Origin of the sequence: [Clostridium] clostridioforme AGR2157 (assembly GCF_000424325.1) — a bacterium.
GTDB classification, from domain to species: Bacteria; Bacillota; Clostridia; order Lachnospirales; family Lachnospiraceae; genus Enterocloster; species Enterocloster clostridioformis_A.
Map to the genome: position 1 here is coordinate 92797 of NZ_KE384163.1, position 18644 is coordinate 111440.

17 protein-coding genes are annotated in these 18644 nt (G+C 50.9%); 16 read left to right on the plus strand and 1 reads right to left on the minus strand.

The genetic code is table 11. From position 1 onward, the window contains the following. The 7 genes from G614_RS31830 to rpsU all read left to right on the plus strand — a co-directional run. On the plus strand, positions 1-234 hold a 234-nt coding region (locus G614_RS31830; protein ID WP_027643975.1), incomplete at its 5' end, for a hypothetical protein. 110 nt (positions 235-344) lie between these two features. Continuing rightward, positions 345-1820, plus strand: a complete 1476-nt coding sequence (gene spoIVA, locus G614_RS0124550) for a stage IV sporulation protein A (protein WP_027643976.1) — start codon at positions 345-347, stop codon at positions 1818-1820. A gap of 161 nt (positions 1821-1981) precedes the next feature. Then, positions 1982-3589, plus strand: coding sequence for an MBL fold metallo-hydrolase RNA specificity domain-containing protein (locus G614_RS0124555; RefSeq protein ID WP_027643977.1), 1608 nt, complete (start codon positions 1982-1984; stop codon positions 3587-3589). A gap of 27 nt (positions 3590-3616) precedes the next feature. Then, positions 3617-4099, plus strand: coding sequence for a ribonuclease HI (gene rnhA, locus G614_RS0124560; RefSeq protein WP_002567509.1), 483 nt, complete (start codon positions 3617-3619; stop codon positions 4097-4099). 202 nt (positions 4100-4301) lie between these two features. Then, on the plus strand, positions 4302-5294 hold the full coding sequence (locus G614_RS0124565) for a lysozyme inhibitor LprI family protein (protein ID WP_027643978.1): 993 nt from the start codon (positions 4302-4304) through the stop codon (positions 5292-5294). A gap of 182 nt (positions 5295-5476) precedes the next feature. Further along, the gene (gene alaS, locus G614_RS0124570; RefSeq protein WP_027643979.1) at positions 5477-8125 is read left to right on the plus strand and encodes an alanine--tRNA ligase; all 2649 of its coding nucleotides are present in this window, start codon (positions 5477-5479) and stop codon (positions 8123-8125) included. A 154-nt stretch (positions 8126-8279) separates the two neighbouring features. Next, the gene (gene rpsU, locus G614_RS0124575) at positions 8280-8456 is read left to right on the plus strand and encodes a 30S ribosomal protein S21 (RefSeq protein ID WP_003504099.1); all 177 of its coding nucleotides are present in this window, start codon (positions 8280-8282) and stop codon (positions 8454-8456) included. A gap of 225 nt (positions 8457-8681) precedes the next feature. On the opposite strand, the gene G614_RS0124580 is transcribed toward rpsU, so the two are convergent. Continuing rightward, the gene (locus G614_RS0124580) at positions 8682-10427 is read right to left on the minus strand and encodes an Rqc2 family fibronectin-binding protein (RefSeq protein WP_027643980.1); all 1746 of its coding nucleotides are present in this window, start codon (positions 10425-10427) and stop codon (positions 8682-8684) included. Positions 10428-10750: 323 nt separating this feature from the next. Between G614_RS0124580 and G614_RS0124590 the strand changes: the two genes are divergently transcribed. From G614_RS0124590 to G614_RS0124630, 9 genes are all read left to right on the plus strand, one after another. After that, positions 10751-11629, plus strand: a complete 879-nt coding sequence (locus G614_RS0124590) for a YicC/YloC family endoribonuclease (protein WP_027643982.1) — start codon at positions 10751-10753, stop codon at positions 11627-11629. A 43-nt stretch (positions 11630-11672) separates the two neighbouring features. Continuing rightward, positions 11673-12305, plus strand: a complete 633-nt coding sequence (gene gmk / locus G614_RS0124595; RefSeq protein WP_027643983.1) for a guanylate kinase — start codon at positions 11673-11675, stop codon at positions 12303-12305. A gap of 44 nt (positions 12306-12349) precedes the next feature. After that, entirely contained in the window at positions 12350-12613 is a 264-nt protein-coding gene (gene rpoZ, locus G614_RS0124600; RefSeq protein WP_002567515.1) for a DNA-directed RNA polymerase subunit omega, read from the plus strand. A 96-nt stretch (positions 12614-12709) separates the two neighbouring features. Then, the gene (rimO, locus tag G614_RS0124605) at positions 12710-14065 is read left to right on the plus strand and encodes a 30S ribosomal protein S12 methylthiotransferase RimO (RefSeq protein WP_027643984.1); all 1356 of its coding nucleotides are present in this window, start codon (positions 12710-12712) and stop codon (positions 14063-14065) included. After that, positions 14049-14591 (plus strand): CDP-diacylglycerol--glycerol-3-phosphate 3-phosphatidyltransferase, encoded by a 543-nt coding sequence (gene pgsA, locus G614_RS0124610; RefSeq protein ID WP_027643985.1) that lies wholly within the window; start codon positions 14049-14051, stop codon positions 14589-14591. Before rimO ends, pgsA begins: the two co-directional genes overlap by 17 nt. 1 nt (position 14592) lies before the next feature. Further along, complete coding sequence (locus G614_RS0124615; RefSeq protein WP_027643986.1) at positions 14593-15837, plus strand: competence/damage-inducible protein A; 1245 nt, start codon at positions 14593-14595, stop codon at positions 15835-15837. Positions 15838-15899: 62 nt separating this feature from the next. Next, positions 15900-17237 carry a hypothetical protein gene (locus G614_RS0124620; protein WP_027643987.1) on the plus strand — a complete coding sequence of 446 codons (1338 nt, stop codon included), beginning with the start codon at positions 15900-15902 and terminating at the stop codon, positions 17235-17237. 88 nt (positions 17238-17325) lie between these two features. Further along, positions 17326-17625, plus strand: a complete 300-nt coding sequence (locus G614_RS0124625) for a hypothetical protein (protein WP_027643988.1) — start codon at positions 17326-17328, stop codon at positions 17623-17625. Beyond that, positions 17622-18620 carry a DUF2953 domain-containing protein gene (locus G614_RS0124630; RefSeq protein WP_027643989.1) on the plus strand — a complete coding sequence of 333 codons (999 nt, stop codon included), beginning with the start codon at positions 17622-17624 and terminating at the stop codon, positions 18618-18620. Before G614_RS0124625 ends, G614_RS0124630 begins: the two co-directional genes overlap by 4 nt. The last annotated feature ends 24 nt before the right edge of the window (positions 18621-18644 follow it).

Consider the following 18644-nt stretch of genomic DNA (forward strand, 5'->3'; position numbering starts at 1 on the left):
ATAGACAGAAGACTGGATAGCCGTTTCACAGAATCAGAGAATCTGATTCTTGGGGAATTGGACCGGGTACAGGATAATCTGACAGAACGGCTGGACACGATGAAACGCAGATTAGATGAGATGACAGAGTATTACAGGATTAAGAAGCTGGATGATATCAATGGCGCCATGCTCCTTAAGATGATACAGGAAGTGGAAAAAAGAGTGGAAGCCCTGGAGGCGAAGACAGCCTGATTTTATCCATTGACTTTGCGTGAATAAAGCTGATACAGCGTGATTTTGCACCAGTCATATACTCATACCCCCCTGCATATACTATAAAAGCATAGCAAGGGGGTATATTTATGGACAATTTTAATGTATACAAGGATATTCAGGCGAGAACAGGCGGAGAGATTTACATAGGCGTAGTAGGGCCGGTCCGCACAGGCAAATCTACCTTCATAAAGCGGTTCATGGAACTGCTGGTGCTCCCTGCAATGGAGGATGAGAACCTGCGCAATCTGAGCCGGGATGAGCTGCCTCAGAGTGCGGCCGGCAAGACCATCATGACCACGGAGCCCAAGTTTATTCCCAAGGAAGCGGCCAGCATCAATCTGGCGGACGGCATTGAAGCCAAGGTAAGGGTCATTGACTGCGTGGGCTTCATGGTAGACGGAGCAGCGGGTCATGTGGAAAACGGCGAGGAGCGTCTGGTGAAGACGCCGTGGTTTGATTATGATATTCCGTTTACCCAGGCAGCGGAAATCGGAACCAGGAAAGTTATCAATGACCATTCCACCATTGGAATCGTTGTGACCACGGACGGAACCATAGGGGAAATTAAACGCCCCGCATACATAGCAGCTGAAAAGCAGACCATTGACGAGCTGAAAAAGCTGGGAAAACCATTTGTGGTCCTTTTGAATTCCACCAAACCCTATTCCGACGAGACTGCCAGGCTGGCAAGGGAAATGTCTGAATCCTACGGGGTATCGGTGCTGCCCGTAAACTGCGAGCAGCTTAAGAAGGAGGATATCTTCCATATTCTGGAACGCGTCCTGAAGGAATTCCCTGTGACTGAGATGGATTTCCATATTCCCAAATGGCTGGAGATCCTGCCTTCCACCCATTGGCTTAAGGCCCAGGTCATCCAGGCAGCCAGGAATGTAATACAGAAGGTAACCCATATGAAGGATGTGTCCGGGGAACTGGAACAGCAGCATACGGATACCATCCGCTCCATGAATATCAAGAATATGCAGATGGCTGACGGCAGGGTGGGCGTCCAGGTGGATATGGACGACAGCTACTATTACCAGATTCTCAGCGATTATGTGGGACTGCCCATTGAAGGAGAATACCAGCTCATGCAGACCTTAAGCAGCCTGGCCAACATGCAGAAGGAATATGAAAAGGTGCAGAATGCTTTGTCACAGGTGCGGTTAAAAGGGTACGGGGTGGTGACTCCGGAACGCTCAGAAATAGTGCTGGATGAACCACAGGTCATCAAACACGGCAACAAGTACGGGGTGAAGATGAAGGCCGAAGCACCGTCCATCAACCTGATTAAGGCCCATATTGAGACGGAGATTGCGCCTATTGTGGGAAGCGAGCAGCAGGCCCAGGATTTGATTGCCTACATCAAGGAAAATGCCAGGGAGAGCGACGACGGAATCTGGAATACCAATATCTTTGGAAAATCCATTGAACAGATTGTGGAGGACGGTATCCAGGCCAAGGTGTCCCAGATGACGGAGGACTGCCAGCTGAAGCTGCAGGATACTCTGCAGAAAATCATCAATGACAGCAACGGCGGTATGATATGCATCATTATTTAAAATCGACAATAATGGGAATACATGTTGAGAGAAGGACTGTTCACAGAAAATTGTGCAAATATTACAATACGATTTGCATTCTTATGGGGAATATGGTATACTGTAGCTGTAATTGACAGAATATTCTGTGGGGCAAGACTATATTATACTCAGAGGGGAGAATGCAGATGAGACTTACATTTATCGGGGCCGACCATGAGGTAACGGGCAGCTGCCATTTTCTGGAGGTGGGAAATACCAAGGTGCTTATAGACTGCGGTATGGAACAGGGAAATAACATATACCAGAATGCGGAGCTGCCCGTGGGGTATCACGAGATTGACTATGTGCTTCTGACGCATGCGCATATTGACCATGCGGGTATGCTTCCGTGGATTCACGCCAGGGGATTCAGAGGCCAGGTTATAACCACCTATGCCACCGCTGACCTGTGCAACATTATGCTTAAGGACAGCGCCCACATACAGGAGATGGAAGCTGAGTGGAAAAACCGGAAGGCGCGCCGTGCAGGCAGGGGTGAGGTGGAAGCCCTCTATACCATGCAGGACGCTGAGGATGTGCTTAAGCATTTTGAAGGCGTGGCGTATGGGCAGGTATTTAAGCTCAATGACAACCTGACCCTGCGTTTTACGGATGTGGGACATTTACTGGGGTCTGCTTCCATAGAGATATGGGCCACTGAGGGTGCCAGCAAGAAAAAAATCGTATTTTCCGGCGACATTGGAAATAAGAATAAGCCCCTGATCCGTGATCCACAGTATATTGCGGAGGCAGATTACGTGGTGATGGAATCTACCTACGGAAACCGCTGCCATAAAAAGGATGTAAACCATGTGGACAGTCTGGCCGGAATCATTCAGGAGACCCTGGACCGGCAGGGAAACGTGGTCATACCGGCCTTTGCAGTGGGACGTACCCAGGAGCTGCTGTATCTGATACGCCATATTAAGGAAGAAAGGCTTGTGACCGGCCATGACAGCTTCGAGGTCTATGTAGACAGCCCTCTGGCCGTGGAAGCCACCCATGTGTTTAAGGACAATATGCTGGAGTGCTATGACGAGGAGACAAAGGCTCTGGTGGAACGCGGAATCAACCCCATTGATTTTCCGGGACTGAAGCTCTCCATTACCAGTGAGGAATCCAAGAGCATAAACTTTGACATGACGCCCAAGGTCATCATATCAGCGGCAGGCATGTGTGATGCGGGCCGTATACGCCACCACCTGAAACACAACCTGTGGAGGCCGGAGTGTTCCGTTGTGTTCGCGGGATACCAGGCAGAGGGAACCCTGGGACGGATTCTTCAGGACGGGGCCCAGATCGTGAAGATATTCGGTGAGGAAATCGATGTGCGGGCCCATATAGAGACCATGGAGGGAATCAGCGGCCATGCGGACAGGGACGGGCTTATCACCTGGATATCCGCATTTGAGAAAAAGCCGGATTATGTTTTTGTGGTTCATGGAAGCGAGGAATCCTGCATATCCTTCTCGGATGTGCTGAATACCCAGCTGAAACTGACAGCCAAGGCGCCTTTTTCAGGTTCCCAGTTTGACCTCATAAAGGGCTTCTGGATTAAAGAGACAGAGGGCGTTCTCATTGAGAAGGAAACTGCCGCCAAACGCAGGGCCAGCGGTGTTTATACCAGGCTGGTGGATGCGGGCAAGATGCTGTTAGATGTGATTCACCGCAATGAGGGCGGCGCTAATAAGGACCTGACCCGTTTTACGGAACAGATTCTTGCTCTGTGCGATAAATGGGACAGATAGAATGTTACTGACAGGAGATATTGACACATGACGAAAGTACAGATTTACACAGACGGTTCTGCCAGGGGAAATCCTGACGGCCCGGGCGGTTACGGGACAGTGCTTCATTTTACGGACAGCAGCGGCCAGCTTCATGAGAAGACCATGTCCGGCGGGTATGTGCGCACCACCAACAACCGGATGGAACTGATGGCTGCCATAGTAGGGCTGGAGGCATTAAACAGGCCATGCCAGGTGGAATTATATTCGGATTCCAAATACCTGACAGATGCGTTTAACCAGCATTGGATTGACAGCTGGGTGGCAAAGGGATGGAACCGTGGGAAAAGCGGGCCGGTAAAGAATATCGACCTCTGGAAACGCCTGTTAAAGGCAAAGGAACCCCACCAGGTAAAATTCATCTGGGTAAAAGGACATGCAGGCCATCCTGAAAATGAGAAATGCGATGCTCTGGCCACCTCTGCGGCAGATGGCGGGAATCTGATGACAGACCAGGGGCTGGAGGCTTAAATAAGCTTCACCTTGCAGTTAGAAGGCGCTGCTTAACCCTGGATTACGTGTGGAACAGGGGAGGCGGCGCTTTTTTGTTTTTGTATCTGTTCCTGATTTTCTTACATATCTCTTACAATCTATTACTCCTTTTATCTTCGTGTTTCTTTTCTTCCTTTTTTGTGATAAGGTTAATACAAGATTATGGCAGGGATGTGTTGCGATGAAAGATAAAAGGATATGGATTGTGATTGGCTGTATCCTGGTCATAGGAACTGGTGTTACCCACTATACCAAATACTATGTGAAGAGCCAGGGAGCAGCCATGATGGCTGAGATTACAGCAGGGCCAGAAGAGACTGCGGCAGCGTCATCCTTTGCCCCGGCTTGGGGACAGCAGGATACAGAGACGGGCGGAACGGATGCAGGTATGGCGGCTGGCAGGGCAGAGCCCGCAACACTTGCGGAGCGCAGGATGACGGGAGATGCAGGACCTGGGAATGCAGCTTCAGGAAATACAGCTTCAGGAGATGCAGGTCCCGGAAGTGCAGGTCCCGGAAGTGCAGGTCCCGGAAGTGCAGGTCCCGGAAATGCAGCTTACGGAGCGGCTCCGGCAGCAGAGGCAGCAGGGGCCTTTTCTTCGGACCAGGCAGCTCCGGCAATGACGGATGCCGCTGATGAGACAATGGCTTCGGATACTGCCGGCGCCGCAGGTGCCGGTGAGGGGCCCGCTGTTTCGGAGACTGCTTCGGAAAAGGATATGCCTATTTCCCCTCTCACAGGAGCCAGGACCAGGGAGTACAAGGCAAGTCTTATAGTAGACTACCGCAAACGCCTGGAGGATTTGGACACCCAGATTCTTAAGATGCGGGAGGAGGAAACGGATTCCAATGTATATTCCATCAAGACCTCGGCGGAGACAGAGCTAAAGTTATGGGAAGGAGAGCTGAATTCCATTTACAATGCTCTCATGGAGATGCTGTCTCAGGGAGATGCTGCAAAGCTGGCTTCTGAACAGCAGGAATGGCTTAAGAACCGGGATGCCAGGGCGGCAGAGAGTTCGGGCAGGAACAGCGGATCCATGGAGGGAATCAGTTATGCGGCCACATTGGTCAGTCTGACCAGGGACAGGGCTTACGAGCTGGCAGGCCGCTACGAGGAGGCCAACGGGGTGTTCTGCGAGGAGGAGGATTCATCCCAAACTGCATTGCCGTAACAGGCGAAAGTATGGGAAGAACGGTCCGTATGACGGGAACTGAAAATTGCGGGTAAGAGGGAAAAACAATGGAAAATCATTGGTTTTCCCTCTCTTTTTTGTTAAGACAGTCTTGATAATTATATAGCGTTATGGTAAAATGACGGTTATGTAATCAGAGCAATAATATGGAGGAAAATAAAGTGAAAGAACCACAGTACCGCGGCGTGAACGAGCTGCGCCGGATGTTCCTTGAGTTTTTCGAGAGCAAGGGCCATCTGGCAATGAAGAGCTTTTCACTGGTTCCGCATAATGATAACAGCCTGCTTTTAATCAATTCCGGTATGGCTCCCCTGAAGCCATATTTCACAGGACAGGAGATTCCGCCCAGAAAGAGGGTTACAACCTGCCAGAAGTGTATCCGCACCGGCGACATTGAGAATATAGGAAAGACAGCCCGTCACGGCACTTTCTTCGAGATGCTGGGTAATTTCTCTTTTGGGGATTATTTTAAAACAGAAGCCATCCACTGGACATGGGAATTTCTGACCGAAGTGGTGGGACTGGACCCGGACAGGCTGTATCCCAGCGTGTACCTGGATGACGATGAAGCCTTCGGCATCTGGAACAAGGAAATTGGAATTCCGGCTGAGCGCATCTTCAAGTTCGGCAAGGAGGACAACTTCTGGGAGCACGGATCAGGCCCCTGCGGCCCCTGCTCAGAGGTATATTACGACAGAGGCGAGGCCTTTGGCTGCGGAAAACCCGGATGTACGGTGGGCTGCGACTGCGACCGCTATATTGAGGTATGGAACAATGTATTTACCCAGTTCGACAATGACGGACATGGCCATTATACAGAGCTGGAGCATAAGAATATTGATACGGGCATGGGCCTGGAGCGTCTGGCTGTGGTGGTTCAGGGCGTTGACTCCCTGTTTACTGTTGACACCAACAAAGCGCTTTTGGACAGGGTCTGCCAGCTTGCACATACAGAATATCAGAAGAACCACGAGACAGATGTGTCCCTGCGTATTGTTACAGACCATGTTAAGTCCTGTACCTTCATGATTTCAGACGGAATCATGCCCTCCAACGAGGGAAGGGGCTACGTGCTCCGACGCCTCCTGCGCCGTGCTGCCCGTCATGGTAGAAAGCTGGGGATTGAAGGCAGGTTCCTGGCCGGTCTTTCCGAGACCGTTATCGAGCTGTCTAAGGACGGCTATCCTGAGCTGGAAGAAAAGCGGGCCATGATTTTCAAGGTACTGTCCGAGGAAGAGGAAAAGTTCAACAAGACCATTGACCAGGGACTGAGCATCCTGGGAGAGATGGAGGATGAGATGCAGAAAACCGGAAACAAGTGTCTTTCCGGAGCCAATGCATTCAAGCTGTATGATACTTATGGATTCCCTCTGGATCTTACCAAGGAAATTCTGGAAGAGAGAGGCTGCACCGTGGATGAAGACGGCTTTGACGCCGCCATGAAGGAACAGAAGGAAAAGGCCAGAAAGGCCCGCAAGACTACCAATTACATGGGTGCCGACGTGACTGTATACCAGTCCATCGATCCTTCTGTTACCACTGAATTTATTGGTTATGACAGACTGACGGCTGATTCCAAGGTGACTGTACTGACCACGGAAGACGAGCTGGTACAGGCCCTTTCAGACGGACAGAAGGGCACCATCATCGTGGAGCAGACCCCGTTCTACGGAACCATGGGCGGCCAGCAGGGAGATACAGGTGTTATCTCCAATGAAAACGGCGCCTTTAAGGTAGAGGATACCATACACCTACAGGGCGGCAAGGTAGGCCATGTGGGTGTCATGACAAAAGGCATGTTCCAGGTAGGAGAAACCGTGACCCTCTCTGTATGCGCCCACAACCGCGCTCTTACATGCAAGAACCACAGCGCCACCCATCTGCTTCAGAAGGCCCTGCGCAAGGTATTGGGAGAACATGTGGAGCAGGCAGGTTCCTACGTGGATGCCGGCAGGCTGCGTTTTGACTTTACCCATTTTTCAGCCATGACACCGGATGAAATCAAGAAGGTGGAGGAACTGGTGAACCAGGAAATCCAGGAATCCCTTCCGGTAGTCACCCAGGTTATGACACTGGATGAAGCCAAGAAAACAGGAGCCATGGCCCTGTTCGGTGAAAAATACGGGGATAAGGTCCGCGTGGTCCGCATGGGAGATTTCTCCACAGAGCTCTGCGGCGGCACCCATGTGCCTAATACCGGCACCATTGCATATTTCAAGATTATTTCCGAGGCAGGTATTGCCGCCGGCGTAAGGCGTATTGAGGCGCTTACATCCGAGGGGCTTATGAAACATTATCAGGAGGTGGAAGAGGAGCTTCAGGAGGCGGCCAGGACAGCCAAGACAACACCGTCCGCGCTGACTTCCAAGATACAGTCCCTTCTGGAGGAGATTAAGACCCTTCACTCCGAGAATGAGAAGCTTAAGAGCAAGCTTGCCAATGACTCCTTAGGTGATGTCATGAGCCAGGTCAAGGAAGTAAACGGACTTAAGGTTCTGGCAGCCAGGGTGGCCGGAGTGGACATGAACGGCATGAGAAACTTAGGCGACCAGTTAAAGGACAAGCTGGGAGAAGGCGTCATTGTGCTGGCCTGCGAGCAGGACGGCAAGGTGAACCTGATGGCGACAGCCACAGACTCCGCACAGAAAAAGGGCGCCCACGCAGGCAACCTGATTAAGGCCATAGCTGGTCTTGTGGGCGGCGGCGGCGGCGGCCGTCCCAACATGGCCCAGGCCGGCGGCAAGAATCCGGCTGGTATCGACGATGCTCTTAAAAAAGCGGTTGAGACAGTGGAAGAACAGACAAAATAGTACATGTACAAATAAAATTTAAAAATAAACGTAAGAATTATAAAAAAATTCTTGACGTACGGTATTTTTATGCTATAATCATAGCAGTGCTAAAAATACCCAAACAGTTGTATTATGCACAATTACACAACTGGAGGGAGGTTAGGTGTGAGCGATGTCAAACGTAATTGTTAAAGATAACGAGAGCTTAGACAGTGCTTTACGCAGATTCAAAAGAAACTGTGCAAAGGCTGGCATTCAGCAGGAAATTCGTAAGAGAGAGCATTACGAGAAGCCAAGCGTAAGACGTAAGAAAAAGTCTGAAGCTGCTCGTAAGCGTAAGTACAACTAATTCACTGGTTGGATTAGGTGTTAATGTAATGGAAAATCAACTGGCTGTCGTAAGAAATTATGGCAGGCAGTTGTTTTTTTGCTTTTTTCTATATTGTGGCTGGAGGGTACGTCCGTGGGAAGGGGCAGGGCGAGGAGGCTTGAGGCTCCGGAACCAGTCCCCCAACCCCGCCTCCCCCTCTCCGCGGACGTACCGTACTCTCATCCACTACACCATAAATCCAAATCACCCCACCTCATTCAGCTCACACCCCGGCGACGCCACCAAAGAGTAATTGGTATGGTAAATCACGAATCCGGGCGCGGCTCCGGCTACCTTCTTGATGTTCTTTTTCTGGATGTAGTCGATTTCCACCTTGTCGTTGTCACGGCCCTTGGAATAGTAGGCGGCCAGGGCTCCGGCTTCTTCAAAGAGACGGTCGGGAAGGTCGGTGCGGCCCTCTGTCTTTGCGATGACATGGGAGCCGGGGATGCCTTTGGCGTGGAACCACCAGTCGTTGCCTGTTGCCAGTTTAAAGGTGAGTTCCTCATTCTGGTAGTTGTTCTTTCCTACGTAAATGTGGAAGCCGTCGGAGGAAATGTAGTGGAAGGGCTTGCTGGTGATTTTCGGCTTTTTGTCGCTTGAACGGCGCTTTTTGATATATCCGTACTCCATTAGCTCTTCCTTAATCTGTACCAGGTCGTTTTCGGCCAGGGCTATGTCAAGGGCGGAGCTGATGGATTCCAGATGGTCGATTTCAGCCTTGGTCTCCTTTGTCAGGTCTGTCAGGGCTTCATAGGTGCGCTTTAATTTGTTGTATTTGTCAAAGTGCTTTTTGGCATTGTCCTTTGCTGACAGCTGCGTGTCCAGAGGAATGGTGATTTCCTCGTTGGTGTAGTAGTTCAGACAGGTAAAGGATTTCTCGCCGCCGGTGAGCTCATAGCCGTATGTGTTCAGGAGTTCGCCGTATATGCGGTATTTTTCACGCTTTTCAGTGTCTTTCAGCTGCTTCATCTGCAAATCGTATTTTTTGTAGTTGCGCTCCAGGGCTGTCTGGACTATCCGGCGCAGGTCTGAGGACTTTTGGCGGATCCTGGTAATGGTGTCCCGGGAAGCATAGTACTCCTCCAGCAGATGGCTCATGGACTGGAAAGACTGGCTGTGGTAAGCGCCGCCCTCGTAACAGGTCAGGGGAAGGGCAGCGTATTCTACCGGGCCCTCTTCATCGAAGACAATGGCCGGCGCAAAACTCCCTTCCTTTACGTCCTCCATCACCAGGGAAAAGGTATGGTAAAGATGCAGAAGTTCTGTTTCAGACAATTCTGAGGCGCCGTAATCTGAGTCAATGCTTGCCAGGTGGCATATTTCCTCGGCCATAATGGGGCTGATGCCTGTGAGATGGTTGTACAGGGCTTTCTGGACGGACATGGAGGAGGAGCCTACTGCCTGGCGGAAGGTTTCCTGGGTGACCGTAAGAGGATTTTCCTTGGCAACGGTCTGGGGGATGAAATAGGTTCGTCCCGGAAGTACCTCGCGGACAGAGCTGACCTGGGCGGACACATGCTTGATGCTGTCGATAATGGTGCCGTCCTCCTTACAGAAAATGATATTGCTGTGCTTTCCCATGATTTCCACAATCAGTTTCTTGCGGCACAGGTCCCCCATCTCGTCTAAGTGCTCCAGCTCGAACTGGATGATGCGCTCTAAGCCGGGCTGGCTGATGTCCACGATTCTGGCACTTCCGATGTGCTTGCGCAGCAGCATGCAGAAATTAGGAGCTGTCATGGGGCTGGGTTTGTTTTTGTCCGTCAGGTAGATAAGGGGGAGGCTTGCGCTGGCCGATATCTGGAGGCGGTAATTTTCCTTGTTATTTTTAATGGCTATGAGAAGCTCGTCCTTCTCGGGCTGGGCAATTTTAGAAATGCGCCCGCCTCCAAGGGCTTCCTTGAACTCATGAACCAGGTTTGCTATGGTAATGCCGTCAAATGCCATATGATATATACACTCCTGTCGGGCCTGTATTAACGCGGGAAATGCCGTCTGTACAGGGAACGGGGATGAACCGGAAGGTTCCCCGCTCCGGGGCATGTCCGGGCGCCGGGGCCGCTGAATATAAGAATACCATAATTTGAAGGAATAGAAAAGGCCTTGCAATTGAACTGCCGCGGAAATTGCTTATCGCAGAAATTGCTTTGCTGAACATTCTCCCTGAACATTCACACAAATTGCTTTGTTGAACAATTTGTTGACTTGATTCCCCAGATGAATTATAATACTAACTAATTATGGATAAAAACGAAAGAGAGGCATTCGTTATGTTAAAAAGCATGACTGGTTTCGGCAGATGCGAGAATGTGACGGACGAGTACAAGATTTCTGTCGAGATGAAGGCCGTTAATCACAGATATCTGGATTTAAGTATTAAGATGCCCAAGAAGTTCAATTATTTTGAAGCTTCCATCAGGACACTCCTTAAGAAATATATCCAGAGGGGAAAAGTGGATTTGTTCATCAACTACGAGGATTACAGGTCAGGCAACATGTGCCTGAAGTACAACCGGGCGCTGGCTGCTGAATATATGGAGTACTTTAACAGGATGTCGGATGAGTTCGGCATCCAGAACGATGTGAAGGTGTCGGCCCTGGCCAAGTTTCCTGAGGTGCTTACCATGGAGCAGGTGCCGGACGACGAGGAGCATTTGTGGTTAATCCTTACGGGAGCCCTTAAGGAGGCCGCTGTCAAGTTTGTGGAGTCCAGGGAAATTGAGGGAGAACATCTTAAGAAGGATCTTTTGGGCAAGCTGGATTATATGGAAACGCTGGTGGATTTTATCGAAGAGCGTTCCCCGCAGATTTTAACAGAGTACAGGAACAGGCTGGAGGACAAGGTAAAGGAGCTCTTAAGCAACACTGCCATGGAGGAGAGCCGTATTGCGGCGGAAGTTACCATCTATGCAGATAGGATATGTGTGGATGAGGAGACGGTGCGCCTCAGAAGCCATATAAACAACACCAGGAATGAGCTTTTAAGCGGAGAGAGTGTTGGCCGCAAGCTGGATTTCATTGCCCAGGAGATGAACCGGGAGGCTAATACCATCCTCTCCAAATCCACGGACCTGTCCATCTCGGACAAGGCCATTGCCCTTAAGACCGAGATAGAGAAGGTCAGGGAGCAGATACAGAATATTGAATAAGAACATACAAATAAGTACATTGAAAAGTCAGGGAGAGCATACCATGAACCAGCAGGGAATTTTAGTGGTAGTATCCGGATTTTCCGGAGCAGGAAAGGGAACACTCATGAAAGAGCTTCTAAAGCGGTATGACAATTATGCATTGTCTGTATCCGCCACCACAAGGCAGCCCAGGGAAGGAGAAAAGGACGGGGAGGATTATTTCTTCGTCAGCAGGGAATATTTTCAGCAGATGATAGAGGAAGGACGTCTGGTGGAGTACGCGCAGTACGTGAACCATTACTATGGCACGCCCAGGGACTATGTGGAGAAAAAGATGGCAGAGGGAAAGGACGTAATTCTGGAGATTGAGATACAGGGTGCCCTTAAGGTGAAGAAGCGCTTTCCTGATGCGCTGCTGATTTTCGTCACACCGCCTAGTGCCCAGGAGCTTCGCCGCCGTCTGGTGGGCAGGGGAACAGAGACCATTGAGGTCATAGGTGCCAGGCTCCGCCGTGCGGCTGAGGAGGCGTCGGGCATGGAAGCCTATGATTACCTGCTGATTAATGACGAGATTGATGCATGTGTGGAGCAGATGCATCAGCTCATTACACTGCAGCACAGTAAAACCTGCTATCATCTGGACTTCCTGAGCAGGATGCGGGAAGAGCTTTATCACCTGGATGACAGACAGTAAACCATTTATAAAAGTCATATAACAATTTGAAAGGGGAATGTAATATGTTACATCCATCATACACCGATTTAATCAACGTAGTAAACAGTGATATTGAGCCCGGAGAGCAGCCGGTGGTACAGAGCCGTTATTCCATCGTCATTGCAGCGTCCAGGCGTGCCAGACAGCTCATCGCAGGGGAGGACCCCATGGTTGCCGGAGCAGCAGGAAAGAAGCCGCTGTCCATTGCCATTGATGAACTGTATCACCAGAAGGTGAAAATCCTTCCGGAGGAAGAGACAACGGAAGAGGAAGAGCAGAACGCATAAATCATAAGCCGTCTCCTGTACAGGGAAGCATTTTGGGTCATTCCCGGTGCTGCCCGGACAGAGATGGCTTAAATGTTCATTAGGAGTTATTTTTATATGGAGAATATAAAGTTATTTTGCGTATCCCTGGGATGTGATAAGAATCTGGTGGATACAGAGAAGATGCTGGGACTGTTAAACGGACAGGGCATCATTTTTACGGACGACGAGACAGAGGCGGATGTGATACTGGTCAACACCTGCTGTTTTATCGGCGATGCCAAGGAGGAAAGCGTCAACACCATCCTGGAAATGGCCCGGTATAAGGAGGAGGGGAATCTAAAGGCACTACTGGTGGCAGGATGTCTGGCCCAGAGATATAAGCAGGAAATTCTGGATGAGATACCTGAGGTGGACGCCATCCTTGGGACAACCTCCTATGAGGAGGTGGCAAAGGTGCTGGAGCAGGTGCTCACGGGAAGGTCAGGAACCCATCTTTCCTGTTTCCACGATTTGAGCGAGCTTCCCCAGGTGGAAGCCAGGCGTGTGGTCACCACCGGCGGTCATTATGCCTTCCTTAAAATCGCGGAAGGCTGTGACAAGCGCTGTACTTATTGCATCATCCCTTATTTAAGGGGTCCCTACCGCAGCGTCCCCATAGAGCAGCTGGTGGCGGAGGCCAGGCAGCTGGCGGAGGCAGGCGTTAAAGAGCTGATTCTGGTGGCGCAGGAAACAACCCTTTACGGCAAGGACCTTTATGGGGAGAAATGCCTTCCGAGACTTCTTAAGGAGCTGGCAAAGATTCCGGGAATCTACTGGATTCGCATTCAGTACTGCTATCCGGAGGAAATCACGGATGAGCTCATAGAGACCATCCGGACAGAGGAAAAGGTGTGCAACTATCTGGATATGCCCATCCAGCATGCCAGCGACCGGATTCTTAAGCGCATGGGACGCAGGACCAACAAGGAAGAACTGATGGAGCGCATCGGAAAACTCAGGCAGGAGATTCCGGATATTGCCATCCGGACCACCCTGATTTCGGGCTTTCCGGGAGAGACTGAGAGCGACCATGAGGAACTGATGGACTTTGTCAATGAGATGGAGTTTGAGCGTCTGGGGGTATTTGCTTATTCCGCTGAGGAGGACACACCGGCCTTCTCCTATCCCGACCAGGTGCCGGAGGAGGTGAAGGAGGAGCGCAGGGACCAGATCATGGAGCTGCAGCAGGACATTGCATTTGAACACTGTGAGAACATGGTAGGCAGGGTGCTTACGGTCCTCATAGAAGGAAAGGTGGTGGACGAGCCAGCCTATGTGGGACGGACTTACATGGACGCGCCGAATGTGGACGGTCTGATATTTGTGAACGGGGATGTTGAACTGATGTCAGGCGACTTTGTGAGGGTTAAGGTAACAGGAGCCGCTGAATATGATTTGATAGGAGAGGTGTATGATGAATCTGCCCAATAAACTGACGATTATAAGAGCGTGTTTGATTCCATTTTTTGTTGCGGCCCTGCTGTTTGATCACGGCAATAACTATACCATGCGTATTGTGGCAAATGTGCTGTTCATTGTGGCCAGTCTCACGGATTTGTTTGACGGCAGGATTGCCAGGAAGTACAACCTGGTGACCAACTTTGGTAAATTTATGGACCCGCTGGCAGACAAGCTGCTGGTTTGTTCCGCGCTGATTTGCCTGATTGAGCTGGGACAGCTCCCTGCCTGGGTTGTCATCATTATCATCAGCCGCGAGTTCATCATCAGCGGATTCCGTCTGGTGGCAGCGGATAACGGCGTGGTCATAGCAGCCAGCTACTGGGGCAAATTTAAGACCACCTTCCAGATGACGGCTGTCATCCTGCTGATTTTTAATATCCCGGCCCTGACGCTGGTGACCAACATTGTGGTTGTCATTGCAGTTGCACTGACCATCATATCCCTGGTGGATTATGTGGCAAAGAATATGAAAATCCTGACAGAGGGAGGTATGTAGCATGACAGTGGAACTCATATCCGTGGGGACTGAGATTCTTATGGGGAATATTGTAAACAGCAACACCCAGTTCCTGGCTGAGAAATGCGCCATGCTTGGATTCGATCTGTTTTTCCAGGTCACGGTGGGGGATAATTATGACAGGATGATGTCCGTGGTGCGCCAGGGGCTTTCACGTTCGGACATTCTCATACTGACAGGAGGCCTGGGACCCACAGAGGATGATTTGACAAAGGAGGTCTGTGCCGATGCCTTCGGCATGCCTTTGGCGGAGGATGCCCATACCAGGGAGCATCTGACAGAATTCTTCAGGAATAACATTTACAGGCACATTCCGGACAACAACTGGAAGATGGCCACAGTCCCCCAGGGGGCACTGGTGCTGGACAATGCCAACGGCATGGCCCCGGGTCTGATTCTGGAAAAGGACGGCAGGACCGCTATCCTGCTTCCGGGACCTCCCAATGAACTGTATCCCATGTTCAACGGGCAGGTGTTTCCTTATCTTCAGCAAAAGCAGAATGCGGTGCTGGTATCCAGTATGGTGAAAATCTGCGGATACGGCGAAAGCCAGGTAGAGGATATGCTCCTGGACCTGATTGACGCCCAGACCAATCCCACCATTGCCACCTACGCCAAGACAGCAGAGGTGCATTTAAGGATTACTGCCAGGGCGGAAAGCCGGGAGGAGGGGCTGGCTCTCATTGCGCCTGTGGAGAAGGAGATAGAAGACCGTTTTAAGGAAGCTGTTTACACTACGGATGAACAGGTGAGTCTTGAGATGGCAGTGGCGGATTTGTTAAAACGGAATCATCTGACCATGTGCACTGCCGAGTCCTGTACCGGAGGCATGATAGCGGCCAGAATGGTGAATGTGCCCGGGGTATCCGACGTGTTTATGGAAGGCATGGTGACATATTCAAATGAAGCCAAAATGCGCCTTCTGGGAGTACGTGAGGGCACTTTAAAAGCCCACGGCGCTGTCAGTGAAGAGACTGCCAGGGAGATGGCGGAGGGCGGAGTGAAGGCCAGCGGTACTGACCTCTGTGTGGCCACCACCGGCATAGCAGGACCGGACGGCGGTACGGATCAAAAACCTGTTGGGCTGGTGTACATGGCCTGCTGCCTGAGGGGAAAGACCTGCGTCAAGAGATACCAGTTTAAGGGCAACCGGGAAAAGGTGCGGGAACAGGCCATGATGAAGGCACTGGACCTGGCGCGCCTTTGTATACTGGGTAAGAATTAAATATCAGGCGTATATATCATCATTGTTTATTATGTGAAAATAAGTTCCGGGAGGAATGGGTTTTGGAATCAAGACGAAGGAAGAAACAGATTTCAGCGGCCTGCCACTATGCATATACGCGGCTGGCTCTGAATTATTATATGTACTATGAGGTAACTCTGGAAGGGGACTTTTTAAGCAGGCTGGAGAGACTGAGCAAACGGTATCACGGTCTGTTAAAGGATTTCCTGGAGGGAAGCCTGAAGCTGGAGGAGCTGAATTGCCTGAGGGATGAGACAGCCTCGGCTATGGAGACCAATACCGCTTATGCGGATGTTTTTCAGGCGTATGAATATGTGCTGAACCGTCTGGAAGGGCGTTTTGAGCCCCAGCTCATGGGAAACAGAAATGTCCAGCCGGATGAGGAGGAATGGACAGCGGAAATCATGGCCTATATCATGGACACAGACGAGGCAATGGTTGTCAATGAACGGATACAGTCCGTGGTAGGCCAGCTTCCCATACGGCTTACCAGGAATAAATTCTTTGCCATGGTGGAGGAGGGGATGTCTGTCTATAAGGGCGGACCGGTCTCCGGCCTGGATGATATGCTGTATATCCTGCGGTCTGAGGCCATGCTGGTGCGGCCGGAGGACATGGAGACAGGATACGAGGACCTTTACTCCATTCTCAGGGAATTTGAAAAGACGGATTTTAAGGCCATCACAGCAGAGGAATACCGGCATCTGACAGCCGAGATGGAGCGGGCAGGACAGATTCTCATGGATACCACAGGGGAACTGATGTTGTTCATGGATTTGATAAATGACCTTTATGTGCTTGTGCTTTCCAGAAAATGGGCGATGATGGAGGTATCGGAGGAGAGCCTGTTAAAAGGGCTCCTGTCAGCGGTTCAGTCTCTTTTTGAGGAAGGGGCCGTAAAGGCCATTCCCCAGGAACTGACAGATAAGCTGTCCATGCTGGAGGGAAAGCAGGAGACTTACTTTGAGCAGTGGATGCGTCTGGAGACAGAGGTTAAGAGCGCGGCAGATGGCTTGGATGAGGACGGGGAAATTCTCCGGAAGATTGACCTGCTCATGTCGGGCAGTTCCTTCATGTCCCTGGAGCGTCCGGAAGACAGGGCGGACCAGAAGGTGGACGAAGAACTGATGGCCGGGAAGCTGGAGCGCTTCTTTGGGGAGCTGTCAGCTGCCTGGGAAGGAAAACCAAAGGTCCTTATCAGGGCTGTGATGTCCAAGATTCTGTCCAGGCTGCCGGTCTTTTTCGATTCCCTGGAGGAAGTGCGTCAGTATGTGGAAGGAAGTCTAAGAAGCTGTTCCGATGGGAAGGAAAAAGAGATTTCCATGGGTATTATACGCATGATGATGGAACAGGATAGATTTGACCTGGAAGATTATTAGGACGCGCCTTGGCGGAAATGGGTTTCAGACATGGCCTGGCGCGCAGACAGAGGGAGATGGATGAATGCGCTGGTGGGAGCATCTATATATGGGAGACAGGGCCGGGCGGCACCGGGCCAGGGTCCTCATGGGAATCCGCGAAAGGAAGCTCATGCCGGACACCTATGTGATTACTCTTCCTCAGAGTGGGAATCATATACTTGACATACGGCCTGTGATGCTGCTGACAGAGGAAGAGCGGAAGGCAGAGGATTTCCTGATTTTAGGCGTGGCCGAGGGATACGGGGAAGCATGTGAGGTAGTCCGCGCCATGGTGGATGATATGTACCGGCATACGGATGGTTTTAACTGGAAATCATATATGTCGTACCTGGAGGAGGCAAGATGATTCATATTCTGCTTGTGATATTGAAGATAATAGGTATTGCTCTTCTGGTCATCCTGGGGCTGCTGCTTGGCATTCTCCTGGCAGTGCTGTTCATCCCTGTAAGGTATAAGGCAGAGGGAAGTTATCACGGACAGCTGCTGCTGTCGGTCTGCGCCACCTGGTTCTTCCATATCCTGGCATTCGGGGCTGTCTATGAAGGCAAAGGCCTGGTGTGCAGTCTCAAGGTTCTGGGCTTTAGGCTGTGGCACAATCGGGGAAAAGATCCTGCCCAGAATTTGGAAGACGGTCTGGATACCATACTGGGAGATGAAGAACAGTCCCTGTATGAGGAACTGCAGCAGGATGAGGAGCATTACAGGAAGGCCCAGGAGGAACATAGGAAAACAGACACGGATGGCAGGGCCGGGGGCGGTCAGCCCGGTGAGGAACTGGCGCATGGCGAACCGGCAGGAGAGCAGGACGCCAACCGGAAGGAAACAGGAGCAGAGGAAGATAAAACAGGGCCTGACAAAAGGGGGTCGGGCATCATCGGAAAAATAAAAGACCTTGCAGGCCGTATCAGTCAGTCAATCAGGCATATACTGGAAAAACTTAAGTTTTCTTTTGAGAAAATCTGTGATAAGCTCAAGGGAATCAGGGAATTTGTTCTGGAAAAGAAAATGTGGCTGGAGGATGAAAAAAATCAGGCATCCTTGAGGCTCCTTTACAGGCAGACAAAACGTCTCCTTATACATCTGTGGCCCAGAAAGGGCAGGTGCACCGTCACCTTCGGGTTTGACGACCCCTATACCACGGGGCAGGTGCTTCAGGCTGCCAGCCTTATCTACCCATTTTACCACAGGCAGCTTTTTTTGTACCCGGTATTTGATGAGAAGATACTGGACGCAGAGGGGAGCCTGAAAGGAAGAATACGGTTATCCGTAATCCTTTGGCTGGTACTCCAGGTCCTGTTTGACGGACATACCCGCAGGATGCTGAAGGGTTTCTTAAAGTGATATGACACTCGCGGCTGCTGCCGG

Bases quoted from the DNA above. Each gene is read 5' to 3' on its own strand.
- spoIVA (WP_027643976.1), top strand. From the start codon at position 345: ATGGACAATTTTAATGTATACAAGGATATTCAGGCGAGAACAGGCGGA.
- G614_RS0124555 (WP_027643977.1), top strand. From the start codon at position 1,982: ATGCAGATGAGACTTACATTTATCGGGGCCGACCATGAGGTAACGGGC.
- rnhA (WP_002567509.1), top strand. From the start codon at position 3,617: ATGACGAAAGTACAGATTTACACAGACGGTTCTGCCAGGGGAAATCCT.
- G614_RS0124565 (WP_027643978.1), top strand. From the start codon at position 4,302: ATGAAAGATAAAAGGATATGGATTGTGATTGGCTGTATCCTGGTCATA.
- rpsU (WP_003504099.1), top strand. From the start codon at position 8,280: ATGTCAAACGTAATTGTTAAAGATAACGAGAGCTTAGACAGTGCTTTA.
- G614_RS0124580 (WP_027643980.1), bottom strand. From the start codon at position 10,427: ATGGCATTTGACGGCATTACCATAGCAAACCTGGTTCATGAGTTCAAG.
- G614_RS0124590 (WP_027643982.1), top strand. From the start codon at position 10,751: ATGTTAAAAAGCATGACTGGTTTCGGCAGATGCGAGAATGTGACGGAC.
- gmk (WP_027643983.1), top strand. From the start codon at position 11,673: ATGAACCAGCAGGGAATTTTAGTGGTAGTATCCGGATTTTCCGGAGCA.
- rpoZ (WP_002567515.1), top strand. From the start codon at position 12,350: ATGTTACATCCATCATACACCGATTTAATCAACGTAGTAAACAGTGAT.
- rimO (WP_027643984.1), top strand. From the start codon at position 12,710: ATGGAGAATATAAAGTTATTTTGCGTATCCCTGGGATGTGATAAGAAT.
- pgsA (WP_027643985.1), top strand. From the start codon at position 14,049: ATGAATCTGCCCAATAAACTGACGATTATAAGAGCGTGTTTGATTCCA.
- G614_RS0124615 (WP_027643986.1), top strand. From the start codon at position 14,593: ATGACAGTGGAACTCATATCCGTGGGGACTGAGATTCTTATGGGGAAT.
- G614_RS0124625 (WP_027643988.1), top strand. From the start codon at position 17,326: ATGGGAGACAGGGCCGGGCGGCACCGGGCCAGGGTCCTCATGGGAATC.
- G614_RS0124630 (WP_027643989.1), top strand. From the start codon at position 17,622: ATGATTCATATTCTGCTTGTGATATTGAAGATAATAGGTATTGCTCTT.